This window comes from Catelliglobosispora koreensis DSM 44566 (assembly GCF_000379685.1).
GTDB lineage: Bacteria > Actinomycetota > Actinomycetes > Mycobacteriales > Micromonosporaceae > Catelliglobosispora > Catelliglobosispora koreensis.
The window spans coordinates 31,996-45,533 of the sequence record NZ_KB903257.1 but is presented as its reverse complement, the minus strand read 5'-3'; the positions used below and the strand labels follow the sequence as shown (position 1 = coordinate 45,533).

The 13,538-nt window shown below is 64.9% G+C and carries 10 protein-coding genes; 6 read left to right on the top strand and 4 right to left on the bottom strand.

Going from position 1 to position 13,538, the window contains the following annotated elements; translation table 11 throughout:
• The first annotated feature begins 470 nt into the window (after positions 1–470).
• Positions 471–1,229 carry an ABC transporter ATP-binding protein gene (locus tag A3E1_RS0117715; RefSeq protein WP_040391099.1) on the top strand — a complete coding sequence of 253 codons (759 nt, stop codon included), beginning with the start codon at positions 471–473 and terminating at the stop codon, positions 1,227–1,229.
• Entirely contained in the window at positions 1,229–3,760 is a 2,532-nt protein-coding gene (locus A3E1_RS0117710) for an ABC transporter permease (RefSeq protein WP_020522134.1), read from the top strand. The genes A3E1_RS0117715 and A3E1_RS0117710 overlap by 1 nt, the downstream gene beginning before the upstream one ends.
• Here the strand turns inward: A3E1_RS0117710 and A3E1_RS40785 are convergent.
• The 3 genes from A3E1_RS40785 to metH form a co-directional block, all read right to left on the bottom strand.
• On the bottom strand, positions 3,751–4,386 hold the full coding sequence (locus A3E1_RS40785) for an HAD family hydrolase (protein ID WP_020522133.1): 636 nt from the start codon (positions 4,384–4,386) through the stop codon (positions 3,751–3,753). The two genes, A3E1_RS0117710 and A3E1_RS40785, sit on opposite strands and share 10 nt — an antisense overlap.
• A gap of 73 nt (positions 4,387–4,459) precedes the next feature.
• On the bottom strand, positions 4,460–5,332 hold the full coding sequence (locus tag A3E1_RS0117700; RefSeq protein ID WP_020522132.1) for a hypothetical protein: 873 nt from the start codon (positions 5,330–5,332) through the stop codon (positions 4,460–4,462).
• 253 nt (positions 5,333–5,585) lie between these two features.
• Complete coding sequence (metH, locus tag A3E1_RS0117695; RefSeq protein WP_040391097.1) at positions 5,586–9,104, bottom strand: methionine synthase; 3,519 nt, start codon at positions 9,102–9,104, stop codon at positions 5,586–5,588.
• A 120-nt stretch (positions 9,105–9,224) separates the two neighbouring features.
• Here metH and A3E1_RS0117690 point away from each other — a divergent pair, with 120 nt between their 5' ends.
• The 4 genes from A3E1_RS0117690 (at position 9,225) to A3E1_RS0117675 (ending at position 12,226) form a co-directional block, all read left to right on the top strand.
• Positions 9,225–10,100, top strand: coding sequence for a PAC2 family protein (locus A3E1_RS0117690; RefSeq protein ID WP_020522130.1), 876 nt, complete (start codon positions 9,225–9,227; stop codon positions 10,098–10,100).
• Between the two features lie 112 nt (positions 10,101–10,212).
• Positions 10,213–11,016, top strand: coding sequence for a GntR family transcriptional regulator (locus A3E1_RS0117685; protein WP_020522129.1), 804 nt, complete (start codon positions 10,213–10,215; stop codon positions 11,014–11,016).
• 63 nt (positions 11,017–11,079) lie between these two features.
• Positions 11,080–11,382 carry a hypothetical protein gene (locus tag A3E1_RS0117680; RefSeq protein ID WP_020522128.1) on the top strand — a complete coding sequence of 101 codons (303 nt, stop codon included), beginning with the start codon at positions 11,080–11,082 and terminating at the stop codon, positions 11,380–11,382.
• A gap of 79 nt (positions 11,383–11,461) precedes the next feature.
• Positions 11,462–12,226, top strand: coding sequence for a hypothetical protein (locus A3E1_RS0117675; protein WP_157631584.1), 765 nt, complete (start codon positions 11,462–11,464; stop codon positions 12,224–12,226).
• Here A3E1_RS0117675 and mshC read toward each other — a convergent pair.
• The gene (gene mshC, locus A3E1_RS0117670; RefSeq protein ID WP_026208540.1) at positions 12,223–13,470 is read right to left on the bottom strand and encodes a cysteine--1-D-myo-inosityl 2-amino-2-deoxy-alpha-D-glucopyranoside ligase; all 1,248 of its coding nucleotides are present in this window, start codon (positions 13,468–13,470) and stop codon (positions 12,223–12,225) included. The two genes, A3E1_RS0117675 and mshC, sit on opposite strands and share 4 nt — an antisense overlap.
• Positions 13,471–13,538: the final 68 nt, after the last annotated feature.

Here is a 13,538-nt window from a genome sequence, read left to right as displayed (position 1 = left end):
ATCCACATCCCAAACGCAGATCCACATCCCACCAGACGTGATCAAACCGCCTTTTGATCACGTCCCCACGGATGTGGATCACGAAGAAGCGGGGCGGGCGGTGGGGAGGGCGGTGGGGTTTGAAAGGGCTGGGAAGCGCGGACAGGGAGGTCCTCGCGGGAGGGACGGTGGCAACCATGTGCGGCGTCGGAAATGAGGACCGCGCCCCAGAACGGCCGGCCAGTTACCGGCATAAACCAAAGCCTGAGCCCCAGCCAGAATGACGCCGCGGCCAGGGCCAAGACCACCCACAAGAGGGCGGAATCAGGGTCGACCCTGAGATGGGCCTGAGGGTTCGCCCGCGTGTGAAAGCGGGGGCTTGGTCCACCCCCGGTCTGAGGTTTTCGGCGCGGGTGGGCTTGATGATTTGTCTACTGGCCTGCTCCCGCCTGAGTCGGGCCAGTCCATTTTCCCACGGCGAAGGACTGATCATGACTATTGGAGCCCCTCCACGCGTGCGCACGGCCGCGGCCAGCGCCACCAATCTATGGAAGGTGTACGGCTCCGGCGAAGCCCAGGTCGTCGCGCTGCGCGACGTCAGTGTGGAACTTGAGCGCGGGCAGTTCACCGCGATCATGGGACCTTCCGGGTCAGGCAAGTCGACGCTGATGCATTGCCTCGCCGGGCTGGACTCGGCGACCCGCGGCCAGGTGCATGTGGGTGACACACAGATTACGGGGCTTAACGATGCCGGGCTGACGAAGCTGCGCCGCGAGAAGGTGGGCTTCATTTTCCAGCAGTTCAACCTGTTGCCAACATTGACGGCTGAGGAGAACATTCTGCTGCCGCTGGCGATCGCGGGACGTAAGCCGGACAAGGATTGGTACGAAACGGTTATCCAGACGGTCGGTCTCAAGGACCGGCTCGGGCACCGGCCGACGCAGCTGTCCGGTGGTCAGCAGCAGCGTGTCGCCTGCGCGCGTGCGCTTGTCGCCCGGCCGGAGGTCATCTTCGCTGATGAGCCAACCGGAAACCTGGACAGTAAGTCTGGTAACGAGGTGCTGTCGTTCCTGCAACGGTCCGTTGTGGACTTCGGCCAGACGATCGTTATGGTGACTCACGATGCTAACGCCGCGTCATATGCTGACCGCGTCATTTTCCTTGCCGACGGGCAGATCGTCGACGAGCTGCGTCACCCGACCGCCGAGGCTGTGCTGGACACGATCAAGCGCATCGGGGCTGATCACTGATGTTGCGTGCCACGCTTAAAAGCTTGCTGGCACGCAAGCTCCGGCTGATTCTGTCCGGGCTTGCGGTGCTGCTGGGCGTCATGTTCGTGTCGGGCTCCTTCGTGCTGACCGACGCGCTGGGGCGCTCGTTTGAGAATATGTTCGCCAGTTCGCTGGCTGACGCAGATGTTGTGGTTACCGCGAAACCAACGATCGATGTGTCCGAAATGGAGGGTGAGTCGGTTCCGGGGACACTGACCGCCGCCGACGTCACCAAAATCGCCGGTGTCGCAGGGGTCGCTAAGGCCACGGGTGACGTGCAGGCTGACGGCGCCCGGGTCATCGGCTCGGACGGCAAAGTCGTTGCCACATTTGGGCCACCGCGCTTTGGCGGCAACTGGACCGGTGAAATCGGCGGGCGTGAGCTTCGCGAAGGCCGCGCTCCGGCCGCCGGCAACGAAATCGTCATCAACGCCGCTTTGGCCACCAAGGCCGGGCTGAAGGTCGGCGATGACGTTGGGGTGCTGACGATGCAGCCCAAGCAGACGTTCAAACTTGTTGGCATCTTTGGCTACGAGGGCGGTTTGACTAGCCGTGGCCCGGTGACCGAAGTGCTGTTCACCGAACCGGTCGCCCAGCAGCTGATGCTCGGCAAGCCCGGCACGTTCACGAGCATCACCGTTGACGCGGCCAGCGGCAGCGACCCAGCAGCGGTGCGTGACGCCATCAAGTCGCGGCTCGGCGGCACCTATGAGGTGCGCACGGGCAAGGAACTGGCCGACGAATTGGCTAAGAGCTTCAAGGACATCCTGAGCATCTTCAACAACATCCTCATCGGCTTCGCTTTGGTGTCGCTGTTTGTCGCGGTGTTCTTGATTATCAACACGTTCAGCATCATCATCGCCCAGCGGACGAAGGAACTCGCGCTCGCCAGGGCTTTAGGTGCCAGCCGCAAACAGATGGTCGGCTCGGTGCTCGTCGAGGCTGTCGTGATTGGGCTGATCGCCTCGGTGCTCGGTCTGGCGGCAGGGTATGGCGTTGGAGCCGCGGGCGCCAGCGTGATGGCCAGCATGTCGGAACTGCAGCTCGCCGGGATCGGGTTGCCGCCCATGGCGATTATCGCCGCGTTCGCGGCCGGCCTGCTCGTCACGGTGACGGCGGCGCTGCTTCCCGCGCTGCGGGCCAGCCGGGTGCCACCTGTTGCGGCGCTTCAGGAATCAGCCACGCCGGACCGTCCGCTCACGAAACTGACGATCTCCGGGGCGGTGTTCCTGGCGATCGGTGGCGGGCTGATGTTCTACGGCATCAAGGAAAGCGTGTGGGCTCTGCTCGGTGGCGTGCTGGCCGCGTTCATCGGGGTGGCTTTGCTCAGCCCTGTTGTCGCCCGTCCCGCGGTGAGTGTGCTGGGCAGACTGTTCTCGTGGTCGGTTCCCGGCAAGCTCGGAAGGCTCAACTCGGGCCGCAATCCGCGCCGCACGGCCATCACCGCCGCCGCGCTGATGATCGGTATCGCGCTGGTGACCGCGCTCAACACCATCATCACGTCGTCTGAGCGCAGCCTTCAGGGGACCGTGGACCAGACGGTCAAGGCCGACCTGATCATTTCCGGTCAGGGTGGTCCCGGGTTCAACCCGTCGTTCGAGCCGGCCCTCGTGCCGCAAATGAAGAACATCCCTGGCGTGGCAGCGGTTTCAGCCGAGTACGGCGATCAGGCGATCATCAATGGCGAACCCAGCTGGATCAATGTCGTCACCGATGTGCCCGCGACGGCGAAGATGTTCACGTTGGAAACGGTCTCCGGATCGATGGCTCAGCCCGGCGCCAACGAGTTCGTCATCGACGACCAGTCGGCCACCGAGCACCATCTCAAACTCGGCGACAAGGTGGAAGTCAAGCACGCCAACGGTCTCGACCAGACGTACACCCTCGCGGGCATCTACAAGCGGGGCGAGATCTATGGCGGGTCCATGTTCGGATCCGCTGCGATCGAAGGGATGCGCCAGCAACTGCCGGCGATCGCGTTCATCGACCTCGGCTCCGGCGCCAACGAAACGCAGGTCCGCGACGCGCTCAACGCGATGCTCAAGGACAGCCCGGAAATGCTGGTGCAAAACAAGCAGGAGTACCTCGACGCGCAGTTCAGCGAGTCGGCACAGTTCCTCCTGATGATCCAGCTGCTGCTGGGGCTAGCGATTCTGATCGCCGTCCTGGGTGTCATCAACACCCTGGCCCTGTCGGTCCTGGAACGCACCCGCGAACTGGGGCTGCTGCGGGCGATTGGCCTGAGCCGCGCGGCGACCATGCGGATGATCACGGTGGAAGCCGTTGTCATCACCGTGTTCGGAGCGGTCCTCGGCCTCGCGGTCGGAGCCGGCCTCGGCGCGGTCGTCGTCAAGGGACTAGCCGACGAAGGCCTCAAGAGCATCGTGCTGCCGTGGAACCAGATGGGCATCTATCTGGCCGTCGGCGCGGTGGTCGGGGTGGTGGCGGCCATCCTGCCCGGCATCAAGGCGGCACGCACCAACGTGCTGACCGCGATCGCCTACGAGTGAAGCGCGGCCAGATCGGCTAGCGTCACACCGTCCAAGGTGGACCGGAGAGTAATCTTCGGTCCACCTTTTAGTGGCACGTGATGCGGAATCGCCAGCACATGCGCGCCAGCCGCGGCCGCACTCGCCACCCCGGTCGGCGAATCCTCAATCGCCACACAGTCTTGTGGCTTAACCCCCAGCAGCCGCGCCGCCTTCAGATAAGGCTCCGGGTGCGGCTTGCTGTAGTCGACTTCGTCGCCACAAACCAAAACATCAAAATTGTGGTGCCCGGCGGTCCGGATCGCGATTTGCACCAGCCGGCGTTCGGTCGCTGTTACCAACGCGGTGGGTACTCCGTGAGCCTTCACCTCATGCAAAAGCTCCTGCGCCCCCGGCCGCCACACCAGCGACGTGGCGAACAGCTCCCCCACGCGGGCGTGGATCCACTCCGAGCTAGCGGACGGGTCGCGCCACGGCTGCCCGATCCCGTCGTGCAGCAGCGTCATCGATGAGGACATCGCCGTGCCGACCATCGCCATGCGGGTCGCCTCAGGGACCGTGGCCCCGTAGCCGAGCGCGAGCTCGTTGATGGCGATGTCCCACAGCTTTTCGCTGTCGAACAACGTCCCGTCCATGTCGAATAGCACTGCGGCAGGCCTCACCCCACGATGCTCCCAGGCCGACCCCGTCACCCGCCGCAAGCAGTGGCGACCGTCACGCCTAAGGCGCCAGCGAGCACGTCTTGGAAGCCACGGCCAATTCCTCACCCTGCAGCTTCCTGGCAGGGTCGCCGCCACGGCACCCTACGCCTAGCCGCGCCCAGCTGTACTGCGTCAGATCGCCCAGATAGCCGCTGATTTCGAAGGGCCTGCCGTCGGGACGGCCCAGCATGAACTCGCTTTGTTTGCCGTCGGCCAGATACTCGATGCGGTACCGGAATTTGCAATGCTTTCCGGTGACCTTGGCCCGCAGCACGAGGGTGTTCTTTTCATTGCGCGGCAACGTGATTTTGTGAGTCGCGAAGAAGTTGGGGATGCGTTCGATACCGGGCCCCGCAGGCCGGCTCATCACCGGCTGGGCGGCGTTGAAATCGGCCAGCAGTGTGACCTTCTCTACCGCACCCTGCCCGCCATCCAGGAAGAGCCCGCCTCCGAGCGGCGCACCGCACGGCGCTTCGAGCACCGGCACGATGTTCACGATCTCGGCTGTGCTCTCGCGCGTGCCCTCGATCGTCATCTCCCACGCCGAAAAGCCGAGATCGACGGCGTTGTTCGCCTCCGTCCAGGCGTTGAATCCACGCTCGTCGGAACCCTCGAGGACGGGTGCCACGTCAGCGTTCGCGGGCACCACGTAGCCTTCCCGGCCGCCTGAGTTCGTGTCGTGCAGGCGCTTGAGCGAATGAATCTTGAACGCGTCGGTGCCCATCATCTGGGCGACCAGATCATCGGTCGGGGCAACACTTTCCAGCCCCGACACGAGAGCGTTGGTCGCGTAGGCGCCCACCGCACCGACGACGATCGTCATGATCCAGGTGATCGGGCGCTGCCACCACTTCTTGGGCTGGGCTTGGCCGGGATTCGCGTTTTCCGTCATCTGTCCGCCTTGGATAGTTCCTCCCCTGACGAACGCTCAGCCTACGTCCCGCCGTGGCCCGCCTCACGTTCGGCTGGGCGGCGCATACGCGTGCCACAGGACGCCCACGGCCGCCGGACAGATTCCTCAGGCTCGATGAACTGGCCCAAGGCGATCCGGAATCTCGTTTACCGGCTCAGCGACGGAAATCGCCAGTGTCACCGCCGGGCAAGCGCCCGCCGGAGGCATGGGCCCCGGCAGGCGCCGCTAGCGGCTACTTAGCATTGAAATAAGAAGCTTCCGGGTGGTGCACGATGATCGCATCGGTGGCTTGCTCAGGGTGCAACTGGAACTCTTCACTGAGCTCGACACCGATGCGCTGCCCGTCCAGCAGCGCCATGATCTTCGCGCGGTCCTCCAGCTCGGGGCATGCGGGATAACCAAACGAATACCGGCAGCCCCGGTAGTCCGTCCGCAGAATCCCCGCCAGGTCAGCCGGATCTTCCGACGTCATCGGCAGCCCGTTGGGCAACACCAGCTCACTGCGCACCCGGCGGTGCCAATACTCCGCTAGCGCCTCCGTCAGCTGAACCGAAAGCCCATGCACCTCAAGGTAATCACGGTAGTTGTTGCCAGCGAACAGTTTCGAGGCGAACTCACTCACCGGGTGCCCCATTGTGACCAGCTGCAAACCGATCACATCAAGCTGCTCACCCTTAGGCCGGAAGAAGTCAGCCAGACACAGCCGCCGTTCCGAACGCTGCCGCGGGAACGTAAACCGGGCCCGCTCCGAATGACCGTTCTCGTCGAGCACGACAACGTCGTTGCCTTCCGAATAAGCCGGGAAGAAGCCATACACGACAGCCGCTTCCAGCAAATGCTCGGTCGCCATCCGGTCGAGCCAGTAGCGCAGCCTCGGCGTACCCTCCGTTTCGACAAGCTCTTCATAGGACGGACCGTTACCGCCACGCGTTCCCCGCAGTCCCCACTGCCCCAGGAAAAGCGCCCGCTCATCGAGCATCGACGCATAGTCACTCAGCGGAATGCCCTTGATCACCCGCGTGCCAAAGAACGGCGCCGCCGGAACGTCGGCATCCACAGCCACATCTGAGCGCACCGAAGCGTCATCAAGCGGCGGCAGCGAATCGGCCACCATCGTGCGCTGGCGCTCCCGCCGGGCCTTGCGCTCGGCGAGCTGAGCCTCCCGCGCCGGGTCAGAAAGCACCGCACCGCCGCGTTTGACCGCCATCACCTGTCCCATCAGCGACAGGCCCTCAAACGCGTCCCGCGCGTAATGAACCTCGCCACCGGGGAACAGATCCCGCAGATCATCCTCCACATAGGACCTAGTCAGCGCCGCCCCACCCAGGAGCACCGGCCAGCGGCCGTGCAACCCGCGCGCCAGCATCTCGGCCAGGTTCTCCTTCATGATGACCGTGCTCTTGACCAGCAGCCCGGACATGCCGATCACATCGGCGTTGTGCTGTTCCGCGGCATCCAGAATCGCGTTGATCGGCTGCTTGATGCCGATGTTGACGACCGTGTAACCGTTGTTGGACAAGATGATGTCCACCAGATTCTTGCCGATGTCGTGCACATCGCCCTTGACCGTGGCCAGCACGATCGTGCCCTTGCCCGCGGTGTCAGCCTTTTCCATGTGCGGCTCAAGGTAGGCGACGGCCTGCTTCATGACCTCGGCCGACTGCAACACGAACGGCAACTGCATCTGACCCGACCCGAACAGGTCGCCAACGGTCTTCATGCCCTCAAGCAGCGTGTCATTGATGACGACCAGCGCGCTGCGCGTCTTGAGCGCCTCGTCGAGATCGGCCTCAAGGCCATTGCGCTCCCCGTCGACGATCCGCCGCTGCAACCGCTCATCCAGCGGCAGCGCCAAAAGCTCCTCGGCCCGCGACGCCCGCGCACTCGTGGCGTCGACACCTTCGAACAGCTCAATGAACCGCGACAACGGGTCGTAACCCTCACTGCGGCGGTCATAGACCATGTCCAGCGCGACCTGCCGCTGCTCCTCCGGAATCCGGTTCATCGGCAAGATCTTGCTCGCGTGCACGATCGCACTCGTCAGCCCAGCCTTCTGGCACTCGTGCAAGAACACCGAGTTGAGCACCTGCCGCGACGCCGGGTTCAGCCCGAACGAGATGTTGGAAATGCCAAGCGTGAAGTTAACCCCCGGGTAGAGCCGGGCGATTTCCTTAATCGCCGCAATGGTTTCGATCCCGTCGCGGCGAGTCTCCTCCTGCCCGGTCGAGATCGGGAACGTCAGCGCGTCGATCAGGATGTCCTCAACCCGCATGCCCCAGTTGCCGGTCAGATCATCGATGAGCCGCGAGGCGACCCGCACCTTCCATTCGGCCGTGCGGGCTTGGCCCTCCTCGTCGATGGTCAGCGCCACCACCGCCGCGCCATGCTCTTTGACCAGCGGCATCATCCGCGCGAACCGCGACTCCGGCCCGTCGCCGTCCTCGTAGTTCACCGAGTTCACCACACACCGGCCACCAAGCATCTCCAGCCCGGCCTGGATCACAGCCGGCTCGGTCGAGTCCAGCATCACCGGCAAAGTCGACGCCGTGGCGAAGCGGCCCGCCAGCTGCCGCATGTCCTCGGCACCATCGCGGCCCACGTAATCGATGCACAGGTCAAGCAGATGCGACCCATCCCGGGCCTGCTCGCGCGCGATCTCGATGCACTTTGGATAGTCACCCGACAGCATCGCCTCGCGGAAAGCCTTGGAACCATTGGCATTCGTCCGCTCACCGATCATCAGCACGCTAGCGTCCTGCACGAACGGCACGTGGTGATAAACCGACGACAACCCCGGATCCGGCTCCGGCACGCGCACCGGCGTCGGCACAGCACCAGCGGCCTGCACCAACTGCCGGATGTGCTCAGGCGTCGTGCCGCAGCATCCGCCGATCAGCGCCACCCCATAGTCAGCCACGAACCGCTGCATCGCCTCGGTGAACTCCGGCGGCGTCAACGGGAAGAACGCCCCATCGGAAGTCAGCACCGGCAACCCCGCGTTCGGCATCACCGACACCGGAATCCGCGAATGCTTCGACAGGTAACGCAGGTGCTCGCTCATCTCGGCCGGGCCCGTCGAACAATTCAGCCCGATGATGTCGACACCCAGCGCCTCAAGCGATGTCAGCGCGGCACCGATCTCACTGCCCACCAGCATCGTGCCCGTGGTCTCCATCGCCACCTGGCACACCAGCATCACGTCCCGGCCAGCGTCAGCGATCGCCCGCTTAGCCCCGATGACGGCTGCCTTCGTCTGCAGTAGATCCTGGCTCGTCTCCACGATCAGCGCGTCCGCGCCACCAGCGATCAGGCCCGCGCTGTTCTCGTAATACCCATCGCGCAACGACGCGAAATCCACGTGCCCCAGCGTCGGCAGCTTCGTGCCTGGGCCAATGCTGCCCAAGACGAACCGCGGCCGCTCGGCCGTGCTGAACCTGTCGGCGCTGGCCCGCGCGATCCTGGCCCCCGCCTCAGAAATCTCAAAGATCCTTTGTGGAATCCCATATTCGCCCAGAGCAGAAAGGTTCACCCCGAACGTGTTCGTCTCAACACAATCAGCACCCGCCGCCAGGTATGCCTCGTGCACACCGCTGACAATGTCAGGCCGGGTGACGTTGAGGATATCGACGCAGCCCTCTAGGCCGTCGAAGTCGTCCAGGCTCGGATCTGCTGCGTGCAGCATCGTGCCCATAGCGCCATCTGCGATGAGGACGCGACCGGCCAGCGCACTTCGGAAGTCCCTGTCTGCCACGCCACAAGGCTAGTCGGTTACCTCCGCAGCCTCATGAGGCGCACGGCCAGAAAACGGCCAGACGCCATGTAACGCCTGTCACGCCGCGCCGCCCCGGCCAGGACGCCGTAGTCTGGGCGTGTGACCGAGTTCGACGGCCTTCCCATCCTGCGTTCGCCCGTTGCCATCGCCGCCTTCGAAGGCTGGAACGATGCGGCCGACGCCGCGACGTCCGCGATAGAGCACCTTGAGCAGCTGTGGGATGCCCGGGAGATCACCGCGATCGACCCCGAAGAGTTCTACGACTTCCAGGTCAACCGCCCGCAAATCACGCTGGTGGATGGCGACACACGCCGCATCGAATGGCCTGGCACCACCATTCTTTCGGCCACCCCGGCAGGCGCGAAACACGACGTGGTGCTCATCCGCGGCACCGAGCCCAGCATGCGCTGGCGCACCTTCTGCGAATCCGTGCTCGAGGTCTGCCACAGCCTCGGCGTCACCCGCCTTGTCCTGCTCGGAGCGCTGCTCGCCGACGTCCCCTACAACCGCCCACTACCCATCAGTGGCAGCGTGAGTCGGGATGCCGACAACGAGACCGATCCCGAAGAACTGAAGATCACCCCGACCCGCTACGAAGGCCCCACCGGCATCGTCGGCGTCCTGCACGACGCGGCCCGCCGCGCCGAGGTCGATGCCATGTCCTTCTGGGTTCACGTGCCGCACTACGCCAACAACCCGCCCTGCCCGAAGGCCACGCTCGCCCTCCTGCACCGCATTGAGGAAGTCCTCGACCTCCCGGTGCCGGTCGCTGACCTGGCTGAGGAATCGGCCGCCTGGGAAGAGCGCGTCAAGACGGCCGCGAGCCAGGACGCTGAACTCGCCGAATACCTGCGCGAGCTAGAAGAGCGCGCGGGCGATGCCGTCCAGCCCCCTACCGGCGACGAGATCGCGACCGCGTTCGAGAAGTATCTGCGCCGCCGCGGTGGCTCAACCGGTCCGTCAGCCTCGATCTGAGGTCCCGCTTCCCGCACGGCGGCATTTTTGTGCCCACTGCGGAGCGGGACACACTCGCTAAGTAGTCCTAGGACGCTAGGTATTCGGACATAGGTACGGCAAGATACGCCCTATGACCGACTCGGGGATGAGTTTCGTGAATCCCGGTGCGACCGAGCATCCGCACCGGCAGATCGCGACCGTGCTTCGTGGCAAGATCCGGCGCGGTGAATGGGCCGCGGGCGAGCAGCTGCCCTCGATTCCCGCGATGGCGGCGATGTTCGGGGTGGCGAAGCAGACGATCCAGCGGACAGTCGACCAGCTGCGCATCGAGGGGCTTCTCATCACGAAGCCCGGCTCGGGCACCTACGTTCGCGGCACACGCCGGCGGCTAAACCGGCTCTCGCGCGGGCGTTATGGCGCGCACCGTGGCTATCACGCCGACTTGGCGGCCCGCTATCGCCAGCATCTGACCGAGGTGGGACGGGCCACGCCGCCGGCCGAGATCGCCGACGTATTCGGCGTACCAGACTCCACCGAGCTGATCGTGCGCCGCTATCTCGTTCGCACTCAGGATGCCGCCGTCGAGATGGGTTCGTCCTGGCTGCTGCCCTCCGACGCGAGCGGCACCGCGCTGGAACGGTTCGAGGCGTTCGGGCGCCCGCTGTATCAAGAAATCGAAGAAGTGACCGGGCGCCGCTATGTGACCGCCACCGACACGCTCAGCGCTCGTTTACCCACCCGAGAGGAAGCCGAGCTGTTGCAGATCCGGCCGGACACCCCGGTCCTGCATTTGCTGCATGTGGCCTACGACCAGGACCACAGGCCGATCGAGGCAGCTTTGGCCACGTGGCCGGGTCCAATGACGACACTTGTCGAGGAATACCCGGTTCCGGCTCCCCGCCCCGATTCCGACCCGGAGCTGTACTTGGAGTAGATGTCGGATGCACGACATGTTTTGCGCCTACTTTCGTCCATTCGGGACGGAAGGATACTTAGCATGAACCGCCGGACACAGGCACAGATCGCTCTCCTTGCCGCCCTGGTTTTCCTGTTCGTCGGGCTGGCCCTGCTAGCCGTGCTCGTCGCTGGCCTAGTGGCTGGCGTGGCCGGTTCGGGCGCCCTGCTGCTGGGTGCACTCACCGTTGGGGTGTTCGCCTTGGCAGCCCGGCTTATCGTGCTCTCCAGGACCATGAAGCGTGAGCCAGCGCCTGCTGTCGCCGCACCCAAGCCACCACCCGTCGCCCGTGCGCCCAAGCCCCGCCCCCGCCCCGCGACCCGGCCGGGATCGCGCACGCGTTAGCGATCACGCACCCACCGGTCCGAGGGTTGCTCGCGTTTACTACCGTTCTCCCCGAAAGCAACAAATTGGGAGGAACGATTTGAAGACACGAGTTTTGGGCGTCGCCCTCCTCGCGGCTGCCGCCTTCGCGGTAACCGGCTGCGGGGTCACGGGAACAGGCACCCCTTCGACCCCAGTTTCTTCGCAAGCCCCCGTCAAGGCAGCGGCGAAAGAGGCGTTCACCGCCGCGGTCAAGAAGACCAACAGCACCACCAGCAAGCAGGAGCTGTCGATGCAGGGCGTCGCGACCATGTCGGCGACCGGCGCGAATGATCCCACCGCTCAGAAGCTGAGCATGGAAATGGACATGACCGTGCCGGGTGCGGGCACCTTGAAGATGTCGTGCGTCTCGCTCGGTGGCGATGTCTACTTCAAGATGACTGGCGTACCAGGCATGCCGCAGCAATGGATGAAGGTAAAGGCCGACCAGATCAAGGCCGGCTCCTCGCTGGACCTAAAGTCCGCTAGCGACCCCAGCCGCACGCTCGACTCGGTCGTCACGATCGAGTGGGACGGCGACAACGCGTTCAAGGGCACCATCGACGCCACCAAGAACCCGAATGTCGGCGCCGACGCGGTCAAGCAACTCGGCGACAAGGCCAAGAGCGTTCCGTTCACGGCCACGATCAACGCCGAGGGTTACCTGACCGGCATGAGCCTGGACATGAATTCGATCCAGGCCGGCCTGGGCACGATGAAGACGACCTACTCGGCGTTCGGCCAGCCGGTGACGGTTACCGCGCCACCGGCCAGTGACGTCGTGGAGATGCCGCCAGCACTGCTGGCTGCGATGTCGCAGGGCTAAAGCTTCACTCCGAGCAAACTGTCCACTAAGGACACCATCAGGGCGGGAGCGGCGGAATCGTCGCCCCGCCCGCTTAGTGTCTCGTCGGCCCAGCGGTCGACGGCAATCAGCGCCGAGGTGGTGTCGAGGTCGTCGGCGAGCCTTTCGCGTACCCCCGACAGAAGTTCTTGACCGGACGGGCCGTAGGCCGCCTGCGCGGCCGCACGCCAACGGGCAAGGCGCTCTTCTGCCGTCTTGAGCAAGTCGTCGGTCCACGGTCGGTCGGCCCGGTAGTGCTCGGCCATCAGCGCCAGCCGCACCGCCATCGGGTCAACGCCGTCGGCCCGCAGCCGGGACGCGAACACGAGGTTGCCGCGCGACTTGCTCATCTTCTCGCCGTTGAGGCCAATCATGCCGGCGTGCACGTAGTGCGCGGAAAACGGTGCCGCGCCCGTGAGCACCTCGCCGTGCGCGGCCGAGCACTCGTGGTGCGGGAACAGCAAATCGTTGCCACCGCCCTGTACGTCGAGGGTGTCACCGAGCAAGCCCTGCGCGATAACGGTGCACTCGATGTGCCAGCCGGGACGCCCGGGCCCAAGCGCGCCACCGTCCCAGGCGGGCTCGTCTGGCCGGATTCCGCGCCACAGCAAGGGATCCAGGGCGTCACGTTTGCCGTCGCGGTTGGGGTCTCCCCCGCGCTCGGCGAACAGCGCCAGCATTTCTTCACGGTCCAGATTGGACTCATAGCCAAACGATGGTGCCTGCGAGATGTCGAAGTAGACGTCGTTGGTGCCGTCGGCCAGGCGGTAGGCCACACCGCGGTCCATCAACTCGGTCACCTTGGCCGCGATCGCCGGAATGGATTCAACGGCGCCAATGTAATGCTGCGGCGGCAGGATGCGCAGGGCTTCCATGTCCTCACGGAACAACGCGGTCTCCCGCATTGCCAGCACCTTCCAGTCCTCACCGTCACGCTCGGCCCGCTCCAGCAACGGGTCATCGACGTCGGTGACGTTCTGGACGTAGTGCACCTCGTGCCCGGAGTCACGCCACATCCGGTACACCAGGTCGAACGTGATCATCGTCGCGGCGTGCCCCAAGTGGGCGGCGTCGTAAGGAGTGATGCCGCACACGTACATCCGGGCACCGGAAGCGGGCGGGTTCGTCGGGAAAACTCCGCGACGGGCTGAGTCGTAGAGCGCCAGTGGTACTGGCTGCCCCGGCAGCGGGGTGCCTGCCTGAGCGGGAGGAGACCATGAATCCATCCCGCCAGCGTAGCCGGGCGCACGGCCAGGTCCCGGAGGTCGTTACACGGCACGAGAAGCGTTACGGG

Excerpts from the sequence above, each read along its gene's own strand:
- A3E1_RS0117680 (WP_020522128.1), top strand. The coding sequence starts at position 11,080 with ATGAACCGCCGGACACAGGCACAGATCGCTCTCCTTGCCGCCCTGGTT.
- mshC (WP_026208540.1), bottom strand. The coding sequence starts at position 13,470 with ATGGATTCATGGTCTCCTCCCGCTCAGGCAGGCACCCCGCTGCCGGGG.
- A3E1_RS0117715 (WP_040391099.1), top strand. The coding sequence starts at position 471 with ATGACTATTGGAGCCCCTCCACGCGTGCGCACGGCCGCGGCCAGCGCC.
- A3E1_RS0117700 (WP_020522132.1), bottom strand. The coding sequence starts at position 5,332 with ATGACGGAAAACGCGAATCCCGGCCAAGCCCAGCCCAAGAAGTGGTGG.
- A3E1_RS0117685 (WP_020522129.1), top strand. The coding sequence starts at position 10,213 with ATGACCGACTCGGGGATGAGTTTCGTGAATCCCGGTGCGACCGAGCAT.
- A3E1_RS0117710 (WP_020522134.1), top strand. The coding sequence starts at position 1,229 with ATGTTGCGTGCCACGCTTAAAAGCTTGCTGGCACGCAAGCTCCGGCTG.